Annotated in this window: 15 protein-coding genes and 1 pseudogene; 9 read left to right on the forward strand and 7 right to left on the reverse strand. The window is 76.0% G+C overall.

From position 1 onward, the window contains the following. The first annotated feature begins 87 nt into the window (after positions 1-87). Positions 88-1,038: a serine/threonine-protein kinase gene (locus H6H00_RS32860; RefSeq protein WP_369408070.1), complete on the forward strand. Its 951-nt coding sequence runs from the start codon at positions 88-90 to the stop codon at positions 1,036-1,038. 281 nt (positions 1,039-1,319) lie between these two features. On the opposite strand, the gene H6H00_RS17200 is transcribed toward H6H00_RS32860, so the two are convergent. From H6H00_RS17200 to H6H00_RS17210, 3 genes are all read right to left on the reverse strand, one after another. After that, positions 1,320-1,655 carry a DUF6958 family protein gene (locus H6H00_RS17200; RefSeq protein ID WP_185716773.1) on the reverse strand — a complete coding sequence of 112 codons (336 nt, stop codon included), beginning with the start codon at positions 1,653-1,655 and terminating at the stop codon, positions 1,320-1,322. A gap of 81 nt (positions 1,656-1,736) precedes the next feature. Continuing rightward, the gene (locus H6H00_RS17205) at positions 1,737-2,174 is read right to left on the reverse strand and encodes an SRPBCC family protein (RefSeq protein ID WP_185716774.1); all 438 of its coding nucleotides are present in this window, start codon (positions 2,172-2,174) and stop codon (positions 1,737-1,739) included. Between the two features lie 122 nt (positions 2,175-2,296). Further along, complete coding sequence (locus H6H00_RS17210) at positions 2,297-2,728, reverse strand: hypothetical protein (protein WP_185716775.1); 432 nt, start codon at positions 2,726-2,728, stop codon at positions 2,297-2,299. 153 nt (positions 2,729-2,881) lie between these two features. Here H6H00_RS17210 and H6H00_RS17215 point away from each other — a divergent pair, with 153 nt between their 5' ends. The 3 genes from H6H00_RS17215 (at position 2,882) to H6H00_RS17225 (ending at position 5,153) form a co-directional block, all read left to right on the forward strand. Next, positions 2,882-3,316 (forward strand): MmpS family transport accessory protein, encoded by a 435-nt coding sequence (locus tag H6H00_RS17215; protein WP_185716776.1) that lies wholly within the window; start codon positions 2,882-2,884, stop codon positions 3,314-3,316. A 656-nt stretch (positions 3,317-3,972) separates the two neighbouring features. After that, positions 3,973-4,818: an MmpS family transport accessory protein gene (locus H6H00_RS32345; protein ID WP_185716777.1), complete on the forward strand. Its 846-nt coding sequence runs from the start codon at positions 3,973-3,975 to the stop codon at positions 4,816-4,818. Beyond that, the gene (locus H6H00_RS17225) at positions 4,815-5,153 is read left to right on the forward strand and encodes an FCD domain-containing protein (protein ID WP_255425842.1); all 339 of its coding nucleotides are present in this window, start codon (positions 4,815-4,817) and stop codon (positions 5,151-5,153) included. Before H6H00_RS32345 ends, H6H00_RS17225 begins: the two co-directional genes overlap by 4 nt. A 32-nt stretch (positions 5,154-5,185) precedes the next feature. Here H6H00_RS17225 and H6H00_RS17230 read toward each other — a convergent pair whose 3' ends face one another. After that, complete coding sequence (locus tag H6H00_RS17230; RefSeq protein ID WP_185716779.1) at positions 5,186-5,842, reverse strand: class I SAM-dependent methyltransferase; 657 nt, start codon at positions 5,840-5,842, stop codon at positions 5,186-5,188. A 206-nt stretch (positions 5,843-6,048) separates the two neighbouring features. Here H6H00_RS17230 and H6H00_RS17235 point away from each other — a divergent pair, with 206 nt between their 5' ends. The 3 genes from H6H00_RS17235 to H6H00_RS32350 all read left to right on the forward strand — a co-directional run bounded on the left by H6H00_RS17235 (position 6,049) and on the right by H6H00_RS32350 (position 7,664). Beyond that, entirely contained in the window at positions 6,049-6,510 is a 462-nt protein-coding gene (locus H6H00_RS17235; RefSeq protein WP_185716780.1) for a VOC family protein, read from the forward strand. A gap of 123 nt (positions 6,511-6,633) precedes the next feature. Then, positions 6,634-6,939 (forward strand): WhiB family transcriptional regulator, encoded by a 306-nt coding sequence (locus H6H00_RS17240; protein WP_185716781.1) that lies wholly within the window; start codon positions 6,634-6,636, stop codon positions 6,937-6,939. Further along, positions 6,936-7,664, forward strand: a complete 729-nt coding sequence (locus H6H00_RS32350) for a GAF and ANTAR domain-containing protein (RefSeq protein ID WP_344735978.1) — start codon at positions 6,936-6,938, stop codon at positions 7,662-7,664. Before H6H00_RS17240 ends, H6H00_RS32350 begins: the two co-directional genes overlap by 4 nt. Before the next feature lie 128 nt (positions 7,665-7,792). On the opposite strand, the pseudogene H6H00_RS17245 reads toward H6H00_RS32350, so the two are convergent. The 3 genes and pseudogenes from H6H00_RS17245 to H6H00_RS17255 form a co-directional block, all read right to left on the reverse strand. Further along, a pseudogene (locus H6H00_RS17245) lies at positions 7,793-8,692 on the reverse strand (LLM class flavin-dependent oxidoreductase); the annotation flags it as partial. Beyond that, a complete protein-coding gene (locus tag H6H00_RS17250) occupies positions 8,685-9,911 on the reverse strand; it encodes a PucR family transcriptional regulator (RefSeq protein WP_185716783.1) in 1,227 nt (408 codons plus the stop codon). The gene H6H00_RS17250 and the pseudogene H6H00_RS17245, both read right to left, overlap by 8 nt. Positions 9,912-9,930: 19 nt before the next feature. After that, on the reverse strand, positions 9,931-11,343 hold the full coding sequence (locus H6H00_RS17255; RefSeq protein ID WP_185716784.1) for a fatty acid desaturase: 1,413 nt from the start codon (positions 11,341-11,343) through the stop codon (positions 9,931-9,933). A gap of 381 nt (positions 11,344-11,724) precedes the next feature. Between H6H00_RS17255 and H6H00_RS17260 the strand changes: the two genes are divergently transcribed. Then, positions 11,725-12,978: a cytochrome P450 gene (locus H6H00_RS17260; protein WP_185716785.1), complete on the forward strand. Its 1,254-nt coding sequence runs from the start codon at positions 11,725-11,727 to the stop codon at positions 12,976-12,978. Between the two features lie 2 nt (positions 12,979-12,980). Beyond that, positions 12,981-14,489, forward strand: a complete 1,509-nt coding sequence (locus H6H00_RS17265; RefSeq protein WP_185716786.1) for a hypothetical protein — start codon at positions 12,981-12,983, stop codon at positions 14,487-14,489.

The raw sequence follows: 14,489 nt of genomic DNA on the forward strand, positions 1-14,489 counted from the left end.
TCGAGGGGGCGTGGGGGGCGGAGCGGGTCCGGCGGGTGGGGGGCGGTGGTGGCGGCGGCTCTCGCGGTGGTGCACGTGGGCGGGTTCGTGCATCGGGACGTCAAGCCGGCGAACATCCTGCTCGATGGCGTGGGTCGGCCCTGGTTGGCCGATTTCGGCGTCGCTTGGGCGGTGGACGGGGCGACGGCGACGACGGCGGGTGCGGTGGTCGGGACGGCGGCGTACATGTCGCCCGAGCAGGTGGCCGGTCTGGAGGTGGGTCCGGCTACTGATGTCTACGCGTTGGGGCTGGTGTTGATCGAGGCGTTGACGGGTCGACGGGAGTATCCGGGATCGGCGGTGGAGTCGGCTGTGGCTCGTCTGAGCCGGTCGCCCCGGGTCCCGGGCGGGTTGCCGGTGGTGCTGGCGTCGGCCATCGGGGCGATGACCCGGACCGATCCGGCGCAGCGCCCCGGAGCGGCCGAGGTGGCGACGCTGCTGTCGGACACGGCGGTCTCGACGGTCGGGCTGCGGGCGCCTGCTCTCCGGGCCGGGAACTCCCGCTCGCGACGTGGCCTGCTCGCCGCGGCGACCTGCGTACTCGGGCCGCTGCTGATCCTCGGCGCGGCCGGGTCGAACGGGGTCACCACGGTACCGACCCCGCCGGCCGCCGGGTCGGCGGCGCCCGCTGAGGCGGCCGTGCCGCCGACCGGGCCCGCGGCGCCGAGCGGAACCGGGGTGGGCCGGCAGGATGCGGCCGCGCCGATCACCGCCCCGTCGGCCTCGGGAGCCGGGCCGAGTGGGATCGCCGTCGCCCCGGCCGCTCCCGGCACCGTCGCTCCTGCGGAGCCGTCCCTCGATCCGGTCTCCGTCGACGCCCCGACCGGCCGCTCGGTCGACGACGCCGATGGCCCCCGTGCCGCGGCCGGAGCGGACGAGGGGGACGACCGGTCCGCCGAGGAGGTGGCCCCACGCGGGAACGGTGGTGGTGTCGGCGGCGGCCGCGGAAGGGACCGCGAGGTCGGACCGCCCGCACACGCGGGGAACAACGGGAGATGACCGGTACGTCGACCGCGAGACGGACGGAGCCGCACTCCCCGCGCCGGCACGACGAGCCGACCGTCACCGGGCCGTGCGGCGGACTCCGCCGCGCGGTCCGGTGACGAGCCCCAGCGCCGTGATACGCCCGTTCCCGCGGCCTGGGCGTCGTCCGAAACGGGGAGGGACCGGCCTGCGGACGCGGGCATCTCGGCGGGGGAGCCGCCGTCAGGGATGCAGGGAGGACCTTGGTCCATCCGTCGTCGCGCTCGTCGACGTGGCCGTACCTTCCGGTGCCTCGCTCACGGCGGGGCTCCGGGGGCGTCGTCGGTGTCGTGGTGGAGGTGTCTGGGAATGCCTTGCGGACTGCTGCGGGGGATGCGGTCGATCTCGCAGCGGGCTTCGAGGTCGACCTTGGTGAAGGTGCAGTGGTTGCGGGTCCGGCCGCCCGGGAACAGGGGGTGGGTGGCGTACCGCTGCCGGGCGGCGTCGACGACGTCGCGCAGTGCGATCGTGCCGTCCTCGCCCGCGTACTCGTCGATCATGTGGAGGATGTGGGTGCGCATCAGTGCGTACTGCTGTTCGTCCATGGTCCAGCCGTCGAGGCCGTCGGGACGGGTCGCGCTGAAGATCTGCACGCGTCCTCGTTCGCGGGCGAGGGCGTCGGCGTGCCAGGCCCGTTCGGGGACGGGGCCGCTGTGCGGGTCGCGCTCCACCGGTCAGCCCGTCTGCGCGGGCTCGTTCTCGACGTGTGCCTCCAGCAGTTCGAGGTCCTCGACGCGCAGACGGCGGACGCGGCGTCCGAGCAGGAGCTCGGCGAACTGGCGGGCGCCGGGTGGGAGCGGGTCGGTGGCGCGGAAGTCCAGGTGGACCCGGGTGCGGGTGTCGTCGAGGGCCTCGAGGCGGAAGTCGATCTCGGGGGCCGTCTCCCGTCCGCGCGGGCCCTTGTTCCGCAGCCGGTACTCGATCCGGTCCGGTTCGATGCGGGTGAGGCGTTGGCGGCCCTGCTCGACCCCGGCGGAGTCGCGGAACACGATCGCTGAGCCGACCGAGCGTCCGTCACCGTCCACGGCGCAGCTGTAGCCGGTGGCCTTCGGCCAGGCCGACCAGGTCATCAGCTGGTGCTCGTCGGCGATCGCGGCCCGCACCTGCGCCACGGACCGCTGAGCAGGCGCGCCGACGCACCGTGCCCGGTAACCCGACGCCGGTGACGTCGACGAGGAGCTGCTCGATGGCCGTGCCGTCGTCGGCGGTGGCCCGGTCCCGGCCGGCAGCGACGTCACCGGACGGGGACTCCGGCCGTGCCGTCGTCGACGCGGCCGGGCAGCGGTCGGGGCCGCCGACACCTCCCGACGACATCGGGCGGCTCGGCGGGGCGAACGACGTGCGGGGAATGGCTAGGGTGGTCGGCGGGGTCGGGAGGGGTGTTGCAGTGTCCGGTGATCTCGATCGGCTGCGTGAGGCTGCGGCTCGTGGTGATCGTGATGCGGAGGACCAGCTGGTCGAGCTGGCAGCGGAACGTGCCGACCTGGACGAGCTGCGCCGACTCGCCGACTCCGGCAGCAGCGACGCGGTCGACGTACTGGTCGAGCTGGCGGGGGAGCGGGGGGACGTGGTCGAACTGGGCCGTCTCGCGGATGCAGGGAGCAGCGACGCTCGGGACGTCCTCCTCGAGCTGGCGGGAGAGGACTCCGCCGAGTAGGCGCGGCACGCCGGCCGGGCCGCTCGTCCCGTCCGGTCGAGCTCCCGGGGCGGGTCGTGCACCCGCGCGGCGGAACATCCTTGGTCGTGGGGATCGTCGCTGGCATCATGTGCGGGCCGCGGGTCGGGGAGCGGCGCTCCGTCCCACCTGCCGAGGAGTCCGATGCACCCCGTCCGCCTTGCTGCCGCCGTCCTCGCCACCGTCCTCGTGGCGTCGGCTGCCGCCTGTGTGAACCGACTGCCTCCGACGGCCGGCTCACCGACCGCGCCGCCGACCACCTCGACCGCAGCGTCCGCCGGGCCGGCGACTCCGTCGCCCCCCTCGGCGACGGAGGCCGACGCGTCCGTCACCTACGAGGCGACCGGCAGCGGCACGGCGATCACCGTCGACTACTCGCCCGACGCCGACGGCGCGTCGGATCGCATCGAGAGCGTGCCGCTGCCCTTCACGAAGGAGGTTCCGGTCGTCGGGAGCCCGACCCTGTTCGAGATCGTGATCGTCGGCGGCGACAACGTCGGCTGCCGGATCGTCCTCGACGGGCAGGTGGTCGCGCAGGAACCGGCGGGCGGTTCGGCGCACTGCATCTACCAGCCCTGACCGATCTCCCGGCCACGACCACGATCCGCGGCGACGACAGGACGACGTCGCGTCCACGCCCGCGAGCCGCCCCCGGATGCCGCGCCGGGTCCGTGCTCCATCGGGCGGCATCCCGTCACCGGGGTCCGGCCCGGTCGTTGAACGGCAGGACAACGGATGGGGGCGTCGTGCCAGGACCGACATGGGACCGGAAGGCGGGTCGCTGGGTGCTCGGCGACGAGCCGGCGCCGGAGCGGGGTGCCGCGGCCCGACCGCCCGCGGCCCGACCGTCCGACGCCCGGCCTGCCGAGGCACGGCCCTCCGGGGTCCCGGTCCGCCGGCCCGCCGCCGTGCCGCCGCCGGGCGCCACCGGCCGCCACGGTGCCGCGCGGCCGGCGGACGGGGGGACCGACCAGGGACCGCGGCGCGGGCCCCGGCGGGCGCCGGAGCCCGCCGGAGCGGACGCGACCGCGGCGCGCCCGGGGAGCCGCCGTCCGGCCGACGCGGCCCCGCCCGTCGGCGGCCGCGGTCCGCACGGCGAGCGTCGTGCCGGCGACGGCGCAGCACCCGCCCGCCCCGCACCCGCCCGGCCCGCCCCCCGACGGCCGCGCGCCCGACGGCCGCGCGCCCGAGGGCCGTGCCCCCCGCGCGCCGCGCCGTCGACCGGCCCGAACCCGGTGACCGGCCCGAACGCGGCGACCGGCCCCCGGCCGCACCCGGCGACGGCTCGGCCGGACGGCGGGCCCGGGTCGCCGGACCCGACCGGCGCGAGGCCCCCGGCCCGGCCGGACGGCCGCCGGGACACGGCCGACCGGCCCGACCGGCCCGAGGCTCCGGCCCGGCCGGGCGGTCGGCGCCTGCCGGACGCCCCGCGACGCGCCCGCGGCCACGCCGACCCCGAGGGGTCCGCCCCGGACCGCGGGACGGCCCGGGCCCTCGCGGCCGCCGGGTCCGCGCCCGGCGCGGCTCCCGGTACCGACGGTCCCGACGACACCGCCGGGGACCGCCCGGCCCGCGATCCCGGACGCCGCCGGACGGCGCGGGGCACGGTCCCCGCGGCCCCGTGGTGGAGGCGGCGCTGGGTCATCGGCGCCGCCGCGGCCGTCGTCGTCGCCGTGCCGATCGCCCTGGTCGTCGTCGGTGGCGCGGACGACGTGCCCGAGCCCGCGCAGACCGGGGGCACGGTCGCGTTCGGGACGCCGGACGCCGCCAGCCTGTCGGGGGTCTCGCCGACCGCCGACCCCGCCGCCGCAGCGCAGCCCGCCGCCGCCGAGGTCACGCTGGAGGTGACCGGATCCGGGTCGGTGGGTGCGCTCACCTACAGCCGGGGGACGTCGGTCGCCCAGCTCTCCGGCGCGGAGCTGCCCTGGGAGAAGACCTTCCCGGCGGGCGACGGGCCCGCCGAGTACTCGGTCGCCGCCGCCGGCGCCTCGGGCGAGATCTCCTGCCGGATCGTCGCCGACGGCGTCGTCCTCGCGGAGCAGACCGACGGCTCGGCCGTCTTCTGCGGCGCCCGCGGCTGACCGGGAGCGGACCCGCCGGCCGCCCGGGACGCGAGTTCCATCGCCTCACGACCGAGGGTGCGCCGATGCTGGACGGCGCCATCTGCGCACTCGGCGACCGCTCCGAGCGCTTCCTGCGGATGGCCCAGTTCAGCACGCCGATGGCGTCCTCGCGCTGGGACGCCGACCACGGGACGCTGGTCGAGGCGTTCCGGTCCGGCGACCACGACCTCGCGGTGCGCACCATCGCCCAGCACCTGGCCCGCACCGCCTTCACGGCACTGGCCGACATCGCGCCGTGCGAGGACGCCACGGCCACGCGCGCCGCGCTCCGGCTCCTCGTGGCCGACGGCTGAGGCTGCTCACCGCCCCCGGTCCGACCGCTCCGTCAGCGCAGCCTGCGGGCCCGCAGGACGACGTCCTCGGCGTGGTGGGCCCCGGCGCCGCCCTCCGGGGCGACGCGGGGGCGCTGCTCGTCGACCTCGATCTCCCAGTCGTCGTCGAGCAGGGCGGCGACCATCGAGGGCCAGACGTAGTCGGCCGGGTCGAACTCGCCCGTGTCGGCCCCGTGGGTCTCGATCCCCGCGTGGTGCACGACCAGCAGGACGCCGCCGGGGGCCACGGCGGCGAGCAGCGCGCGCTCGGCCGCGCCGTCGGGGGTGCGGAGCAGGGCCGGGTACTGCGCCGAGACCAGGTCGAACGACGCCGGAGGCAGGTCCGCCTCGGCGAGCCCGGCGTGCACCCACTCGACGGTGACCCCGGCGTCGCGCGCGTGCCCGGCCGCCCGCTCCAGCGCCACCCCGGAGACCTCCAGCGCCGTGACGTCCCAGCCGGCGCGCGCGAGCCAGACGGCGTCGGCGCCCTCGCCGCAGCCGACGTCGAGGACCCGGCCGACCGCGAGCCCCGCGAGCTCGGCGACGAGCGCCCCGTTGGGCCGCCCGCTCCACAGCTGCTCCCGGTCGGCGTAGCGGCGGTCCCACTCCGACCGGACGGCGGGGTCCCCGCGGTAGGCGTCGAGGGGCGGGGGAGCGGCCGCGTCGGTCATCGGTCCACCCTCGACCGTCGCGGCCCGGCGCGCAACGCCCGTTGCCGTTCCGGCAAGCCGTCCGCTGCGCCCGCGCCGGATCGACGACGGCCTCGGGTTCACCGTGCCCACTGAGCTCGGGGGCGTGCGGCTGGTGCCGCAGGTGGCGCGGACCGTCGGCGGGTGACCGGCCCGGTCCTGTCGGGGGTGCTCGCTACGGTCGGCCGATGAGCAGGGACATCCAGATCACCTTCGACGCCCGCGACCCGCGCGCGCTGTCGACCTTCTGGCGGGACGCGCTGGGCTACGTGCATCCCGCCCCACCCGGTGTCGAGCTGCCCGAGGGGGCCGACGCGCTGGCCGCGTGGGACGAGTTCCTCGAACGGGTCGGCGTACCGGAGGAGCGGCGCAACTCCAGCTCGGCCGTCGAGGACCCGGACGGGCGCGGGCCGCGGCTGTTCTTCCAGCAGGTCCCGGAGGACAAGGTCGCGAAGAACCGCCTGCACCTCGACGTCCGCGCGGCGCCCGGGCTGCAGGGCGACGAGCGGATGGCGGCCCTGGAGGCCGAGTGCGCGCGGCTCGTCGCGCTCGGGGCGGCCCGGGTGCGGCGCGACGAGCCCGCGCCGCCCCTGAGCGCCGGGTTCATCGTGATGACCGACCCCGAGGGCAACGAGTTCTGCCTGGACTGAACCCGCGGCGCAGGACCGACACCCGAGGCGCGGTGTCGGCCGTCCCGCGCGGCAGGGGGTACCGTCGATGCTGTTGCCCCGGACCCCCGGCGACGGCCCCCGTCGTCGAGTGGAGAGGCCGACATGGCCGACGTCCGCAGGCTCCCCGCACCGGTCACCGAGGTGTGGGACTGGCAGATGCGCGGCTCCTGCCGCGGCATGGACAGCGAGCTGTTCTTCCATCCCGACCGCGAGCGCGGTCCCGCACGGGCCGCCCGAGAGCGGCAGGCCAAGTGGGTGTGCCGGGGGTGCCCCGTCCTCGACCTGTGCCGCGAGCACGCGCTGGCGGTGCAGGAGCCCTACGGGGTGTGGGGCGGGCTGACCGCCGCCGAGCGCGACGAGCAGATCCGCGGCGACGTCGACCGGTCCGCCCTCGGCCGGCGTGGGTGACGCCGGGGGCGGCGACGCGCGCGCTGCTGGCCATCGACCGGTGCGGGACCGACGCGGCGCTCGCGGAGCGCATCTGCCGTGCGTGCATGGCCGGCCTCGACGTCGACGGTGCGGTCCTGTCCCTGCTGACCACGACCGGGTCCCGGACGACGCTGTGGGCCTCCGACGCCACGGCGGAGCTGATCGAGGAGCTGCAGTTCACGCTGAACGAGGGCGCGTGCATGGAGGCGGCGGCCACCGGCCGTCCGGTGCTGGTCCCGGACCTGCACCACGGCACCGAGACCGCGCGCTGGCCGGTGTTCGCCGCCGCGGTGGCCGAGCAGACGATGGTGAGCGCGCTGTTCGCGCTGCCGCTGCAGTGGGGCGCCGTCAACCTCGGCGTCCTGGACCTCTACCGGATCGACCCGGGCGGCCTCGACGCCGCGCAGTACCGTGACGCGCTCGGCGCCGCCGACCTGGCGGCGCTGATGATGCTCGGGCAGCGCACCGATCCCGGAACCTCCGGCGGGGCCGACCCGGCCGGGGGCGGCTGGCTGACCGAGGCCTCGGACCACCGGGCGGAGGTCCATCAGGCCACCGGGATGGTGCTCGCTCAGCTCGGGGTCGGCTCCGTGGAGGCTCTGGCGCGGATGCGCGCCCACGCGTTCGTCGAGCAGCGGCTGCTCGTCGACGTCGCCCGCGACGTCGTGGCGCGACGGCGGCGGTTCACCGAGGAGATGAGGTAGCACCGGTCACGGCCGACGGGCCCGTCCCGTGGACCAGGTGGTCGAGGGCCGGCAGGGCGTGCTCGACGGTCGCGGCGGCGGCAGCGGCGCTGCGCCGCGACGGTTCCGCGGCGTCGGAGCCGGGGTGACCAGCCCAGCGCCGGGCCGAGCCGGGTGGCCATGTCGGTGAGGATCTGCACGTGGTCGGCGTGCTCGAAGCCGAAGGGCAGCGCGAAGACCACCTCGTCGACGGCGCGGAAGCCGGCGTGGGCGATCAGCGTCTCGGCGATCTGGGCGGAGGAGCCCAGCACGTCGGGGGCGAAGAGCATGTTCGCCGGGCCCCGCGGCCGGGCCGTGCGCGGGGTGCGGGCCTCGACGTAGGCGGCGTACCTCGCCCGCTGCTCGGCCGTGGCGGTGTCGGTGGGGATGACGACCAGTCCCTGCGAGACCCGCGCCCGGTCCCCGGCGGGGTGCGCGGCGCGGAACGTCGCGATCTGGGCGGCCTGCAGCGCGGCGAAGTCGGTGTCGTCCGGGGTGGGGGCCTTGAGCACGCTGCTGGTCAGCAGCGACAGGCCCTGCTCGCCCGCCCACCGCGCCGAGCCGGGGCTCGCGGCGCCGAACCAGATCCGGTCGGCCGGCCCGGGGGAGTGCGGCTGCACGCGGTCGGAGAACTCCTCGATGCCCACCGTGCCGGAGAACGGGCTGGCGACCTCGCCGCGGATCAGCGCGACCAGCCGCGTCACGCGCTCGTAGGTGAGGTCCTCGGCGAGGCGCAGCGGGTTCTCCCGGCCCAGCGGCGTGACGGCGGTGCCCAGCTCGATGCGGCTCGTGCGCCGGGTCGCCGCGGCCATCACCGCGACGGGGGAGGAGATGCCGTACTGCAGGTGGCGGTGGCGCAGCCAGGCCCCGTCGAAGCCGAGCCGTTCGCCGAGCTCGATGACCTCGAGCGTGCTCTCGTGGCCGGCGCGGGGGTCGGCCCCGTCGAACGAGCCGACGGTGAGGAAGCCGAGCGTGCGCAGGGGGAGCGGCACGCCCACCGGCCTAGGCATCCGGGGCCGGGCGGAGCACCGTGGAACCGAGCACCCGGCACGCGAGCAGGGCCACCTCCACGTCGATCCGGCCCTCGGTCAGCGGGCGGCCGCGCACCTGCTCGGCGCGGCGGACGCGGTACTGGATCGTGTTGCGGTGCACGTGCAGCTCCGCGGCCGCGGCGGCGAGGCTGCCGCCGGTCGACAGGTAGACCCACAGGGTCTCGCGCAGCCGGGCGGCGGGCTCGTCGTCGTCGGCCAGGCCGCCCAGCGCGGCCCGCACCCAGGGCGCCGCGGAGGTGGGGTCGAGGGCGAGCAGCGCCAGCGGGCCGAGCAGCTCCGGGGTGGTGAGCCGCGGGCCGCGGCCCGCGGCGGCGGCGGCGACCTGCTGGCCCTGCCGCGCCTGCCGGTGCGAGCTGCGGAAACCCGCCGGGCCGGGGGCCGGGTCGCCGAGCGCGGCGAAGGTGCCGGGGGCGCCGAGCAGCACCTCGGTCACCGCGTCGGCCCGGATCGCCGACGCCGGGAACCACCCCCACAGCGTCGACGCGTCGGGGGCCACCACCAGCGGCGGCCGGACGCAGCCCAGCGCCGCGGCGATCCCCGGCACCAGGCGCTCGAGGCGGGGGTCGTCGACCTCCGGCCCGCACCACAGCACGGCGGCGACGTGGCCGGGCGCGAGGTCGTAGCCGGGGGCGGTGTCGGTGTCGGCCGGCCGGGAGGCGAGCAGGGCGGTGACCGTCGCGAGCCGGGCGGTGTTGCGCTGCCGGACCCAGCCGTCGCGCTCGGTCTGGTAGGCGGCGACGACCTCCTCGGACACCGCGTCGACGATGCTGAAGGTGACCGACGCCAGGTCCCGCGCCGCCGCCGCGACCTCGCGGGCCTCGGCGCTCGTCGCCGCGATGAGGTCGATGAGCTCGCGCTGGAACGCGGCCTGGCCCAGCCGGTAGGCGCGCAGCATCACCGAGATCGGGATGTTGCGCTGGGCCAGGTGCCGCGCGAGGTCGAGCCCGACGTCCGGGGCGCGGACCCCGGACACCGGCGCCCCCGAGCCCAGCACCTGCAGCCCCGCCCGGATCGTGTCCTGCACCGTGCCCGCCAGCACCGCGCGCAGGCGGGGGTCCCCGGCCAGCTCCGGCAGCGCGGCCGCGATCTCCTCGAGCACCCCCGCCACCAGCGCGGTGGAGTCGGCCAGCAGCCGCTGCGCCAGGTGGCCGAGGGTGTCCGACGCCGAGGGGGGCACGGGGCGGAATGTACGGCGGTCACGCGTCCGGGCGCGCCAGCGGCACGAAGTCGACCTTGTCGCGGACCCCGCAGTCGGGGCAGGTCCAGTCGTCGGGCACGTCCGCCCAGGACGTCCCGGCCGCGAGGCCCTCCGGCTCGTTGCCCTGCGCCACGACGTAGGTGTGGCCGCAGCCGGGGCAGCGGGCCGCCGCGACGTCGTCGCCGACGACGGGGGCCGCGGTGTCCGGGCCCGCGTCGACGGTGTCCGCGCCGGGCACCGGGTAGCGGGCCAGCAGCTCCGCCTCCCGCCCCGGCTGGAGGTTGGCGCGCCGCAGGTCCCCGTCGTAGTGCGCGACGACCAGCGGGTCCATCACCCGGCGGAACAGCGGCGGGACCACCGCGAGCGCCATCATCCCCGTGTAGCCGGTGGGCAGGACCGGGCTCTCCGGGAAGTCGCGCAGCGTCTGGAAGCGCCGGGTCGGGTTGGCGTGGTGGTCGCTGTGCCGCTGCAGGTGGTAGAGCAGCACGTTGGTGGCGATGTTGTTGGAGTTCCACGAGTGCGCCGGGGTGACGCGCTCGAAGCGGCGGCGGTCCGGCGCCCCGACCTGCTGCCGCAGCATCCCGTAGTGCTCCATGTAGTTGACCAGCTCCAGCAGCGTGAAGCCGAACACGGCCTGGATCACCAGGTACGGCAGGATCCCGGTCCCGAACGCGAGGACCAGCGCGCCCCACAGCACGACCGACATCAGCCAGGCGTTGAGCACGTCGTTGCGCAGCCGGTACGGGTGCTGGTCGCGGCGGGCGAACCGCTTGCGCTCCACCCGCCACGCGCTGCGCAGCGAGCCGACGACGGTGCGCGGCCAGAACGCGTAGAAGCTCTCACCCATCCGGCTCGACGCGGGGTCGTCCGGGGTCGCGACGCGGACGTGGTGCCCGCGGTTGTGCTCGACGTAGAAGTGGCCGTAGAAGCACTGCGCGAGCGCGATCCGGGCCAGCCAGCGCTCGACGGACTCCTTCTTGTGCCCGAGCTCGTGCGCGGTGTTGATGCCGATGCCGGCCACGGCGCCGAGGGTGAGCGCGAGCCCGACGTCGCCCGCCACACCCGCGTCGCGGGTCGCGATGAACCACATCCCCAGCACCAGCCCGACGTACTGCAGCGGCAGGAACGCGTAGGTGATCCAGCGGTAGTAGCGGTCCTCCTCCAGCGCCTGCATCACCTCCTCGGGCGGGTTGGAGTGGTCGCGCCCGGCCACCAGGTCGATCAGCGGCACGACCACGAGCACGACGAACGGGCCGAGCCACAGCGCGGCCGCCAGCCCCGTCCCCGCGTACAGGGCCATCGCCAGGAAGGGCAGCAGCGGGACGACCAGGCCGAGCGTCCAGAGGTGGCGCTTGTGGTCGCGCCAGGTGTCCTGGCCGTCGACCGGCCGTTCCAGTGCGTAGGTCCTCATGGCGGTCCTCCCCGGTGAGCCGTGCCGTCCCGCCGGGACGCTACGAGCGCAGCGCCCCCGCCCCATCGGGCTGCGGGACGAACCGCGGGCGCCGGTTTGGTCTCCAGCACGAACCCGGCGACGACGTCCACGGCGCCCGGTGCGGTGGACGTGATCGTCCGCGGACGCGGCGTCGATCGGCGGATAGCGCCCGCCCGTTCCGCCACCCGCGTGTCCCTGCTCCGCCGCGCGGCAGCGCCGTTCGTGCGAGGGCGTCCGTCGTCCGGGTTGCCCGGTGCGTCCGTCCGGGGGCTTCGACGTCGACCATCTGCATTCTGCGTAGTCGGTTGACTACAGTGAGATATCGAGTGAGTGACGCGAGCCCCTCGATGATCAGCAGGAGTGACCACGTCCATGCCGTCCCAGATCATTCCCGGCAGCCGTTTCGACCTCCTCCAGCCCGACCTCTACCTCGACCCGCACGCGCTGCTGCACACGATGCGCGAGCAGGAACCGGTGTACTTCGTCCCGGAGCTCGACTCCTGGATCCTCACCCGCTACGACGACGTCGGGGCCGCGCTGCGCGACCCCCGCTTCCACGCCGTGGAGGAGCACAAGAAGGTCGAGGCGCTGGCCGCGGACGCCCAGCGCGAGCTGGCCCCGCTGCGCCGGATCTTCACCGCGTGGGGCGGGCGCGACGACCCCGCGGCGCACGAGGTGTTCCTGCGGGCGGTGAAGAAGTACTTCACCCCGCGCCGCGTGCTCGACCAGCTGCCGGTGATCGAACGGGTGATGGACGAGCTGCTCGGCGCCGCACTGGCCCGGGGGCCGGTGGTCGACCTGGTGAACGACGTCGCGCACCCGCTGGCGATGTCGGTGGTGTGCGAGCTGCTCGGCATCCCGCGCGGCGACGTCGACACGGACCTGATGCTGCGGGCCTCCCAGTCGATCTCCGAGCTGCTCGAGCTGGGGGAGCCCGACCAGCTGGTCCGGTCGCAGGCCGGGATGCTGGAGATGGGCGAGTTCCTGGCCCCGCACGTCGACACCGCGCGCCGCGGCGCGGGGTCCGGGCTGCTCGACGTCATGGCCGGGCCGGGCACGACCCTGAGCTACAGCGACGCCGAGGTCGTCTCGCAGGGGATCATGTTCACCGTCGTCGGCTACCACACCACGGCGAACCTGCTGGCCAACGGCATCCAGCTGCTGTTCGACCACCCCGGGGAGCGGGCCCGGCTGCAGGCCGACCTGTCCCGGATCCCCGCGGCGTTCGACGAGATGATGCGGTTCCACGGGCCGGTCTCGACGATCCGCCGCATGGTCCTGGAGGACGTGCCGCTGCGCGGGCGGGTGATCCACCGCGGCGACACCGTGATGCTCGCGCTGCTCGCCGCCAACCGCGACCCCGCGGTGTTCGCCGACCCGGACGTGTTCGACATCGGCCGCCCGAACGCGCACCGCCACGTCGGGTTCACCGTGGGGCCCTACAGCTGCATGGGCCAGGCGCTGGCCCGGCTGGAGGGCGAGGTGTTCTTCCGGACGGTGCTCACCCGCTGCCCGGACCTGGCCCCGGCCGACCCGGCCCCGGACTGGACCGTGTTCCGGCCGCTCGGCCGGGAGCTGCGCACCCTGCGCGTGCACCCCGGCGGACGGGCGTAGCGGTGGAGCGGGTACTCGCCGCCATCGCCGAACGCCGCGCCGGGATCGACGCCCATCCGCTCTACCGCTGGATGGGCGGTGACGAGGCCCCGCTCGAGGAGCGGTTCGTCTTCGCGCCGCTGTTCGCCAACTTCATCCTCGGCTTCCGGGACATGAACCGCTGGTTCATGCGCTACCCGCGGCCGCGCGACGCCTACGAGGAGGCCATCAACCGGCACACCGAGGAGGACGAGACCCACTCCGCGCTGTTCCTGGAGGACTGGGCCGAGCTCGGCCTCGACGAGCACCTGGGCTGGGGCGTCGAGGACACCGTCGCCTGGTACTACGCGGCGCCGGAGACCGAGGTGTTCCGGCGCTACGCGATGCGGATCCAGCAGATGTGCGTCGAGACGACCGACCCGCTGGTCCGCTACGGGTTCCTGGAAGCCATCGAGACCTGCGGGCACGTGTTCTTCGGGCACACCGCTCCGCTGGCCGCGGAGCTCGCGGCCCGCACCGGCACCGCGCTGCGCTACTTCGGGCCCTACCACCTGGACCGGGAGACCGGCGGCCTGATCGACGCCGAGGACCTGTTCGAGTCGGCCGTGCTGACCGACGCGCAGTGCGCGGAGTCGCTGCGGCTGGTGCACGAGGTCTTCGACATGTTCACCGACAAGAACGACCACCTGCTCGCCTACGCCCGGCGGGTCACCACGAGCCGCACCGTGCCGAGCCCGGCGGCGGACCTCCGCCGCCGGGCCACCACGGTGGCGGCTCCCGCCCCGGCTCCCGCCCCGGCTCCCGCCCCGGACCCCGTCCCGTCCGAGGGGCACCGCCCCGTCGCCGACCGGCTCGCCGAGCGGATGGCCGAGCTGCGCGACCACCCGTTCCCGGCCTGGATCTCCGGCGGCGGCGGGTCCGCCGCCGACCGGCTGACGGCGTTCCTGCCCCTGTGGATCCCGGACATCATGGGCTACGCCGACCTGATGACCTACGCGCTCACCTACCCGGACGCGGCGACGGCGCCGCAGCGGGCGCTCAACCGCCGGGTGCGCCTGCTCGCCTCGCACCACCGCCTGTTCGCCCGCGACGCCGCGGCCCTGGACCTCGACGGCCGGCTGGCGCTGACCGCGGGGGAGACGCTGCGCCTGCTCGGGTACGCCCCGCGCACCGACCTGCAGCGCCGCAGCGCGGCCGCGTTCGTCACGGCCGCCTACCGGCACCGGAGCCCGGTGGTGCGGCACTGGCTGGTGGAGGCGCTGCAGGGCAGCGGGGAGGCGTTCTTCCACCACGGCGGCCTGCTCGCCGGGGAGCTGGAGGCCCGCGACGGGATCCGGCTCGACTACCTCGCCGACCGCCACCGCCTCGCCCACCCGCGGCTCCCGCCCGACCCGGAGGCCGACGCGGTCGTGTTCACCCGGCTCCCGGTGACGGCGGCGGAGCGCGACGGCGCGATCCGGGTCGTCGACACCGTCTTCGACCGGCTGCGCGAGCAGTTCGACCAGTCGCTGCGCCTGGTCGGGGCGGCCTGA

The organism is Pseudonocardia petroleophila (assembly GCF_014235185.1).
Classification (GTDB): domain Bacteria; phylum Actinomycetota; class Actinomycetes; order Mycobacteriales; family Pseudonocardiaceae; genus Pseudonocardia; species Pseudonocardia petroleophila.

Coding starts and splice junctions, on each gene's coding strand:
- H6H00_RS17235 (WP_185716780.1), top strand. CDS start 6,049: ATGAGCAGGGACATCCAGATCACCTTCGACGCCCGCGACCCGCGCGCG.
- H6H00_RS17230 (WP_185716779.1), bottom strand. CDS start 5,842: ATGACCGACGCGGCCGCTCCCCCGCCCCTCGACGCCTACCGCGGGGAC.
- H6H00_RS17215 (WP_185716776.1), top strand. CDS start 2,882: ATGCACCCCGTCCGCCTTGCTGCCGCCGTCCTCGCCACCGTCCTCGTG.
- H6H00_RS17240 (WP_185716781.1), top strand. CDS start 6,634: ATGGCCGACGTCCGCAGGCTCCCCGCACCGGTCACCGAGGTGTGGGAC.
- H6H00_RS17255 (WP_185716784.1), bottom strand. CDS start 11,343: ATGAGGACCTACGCACTGGAACGGCCGGTCGACGGCCAGGACACCTGG.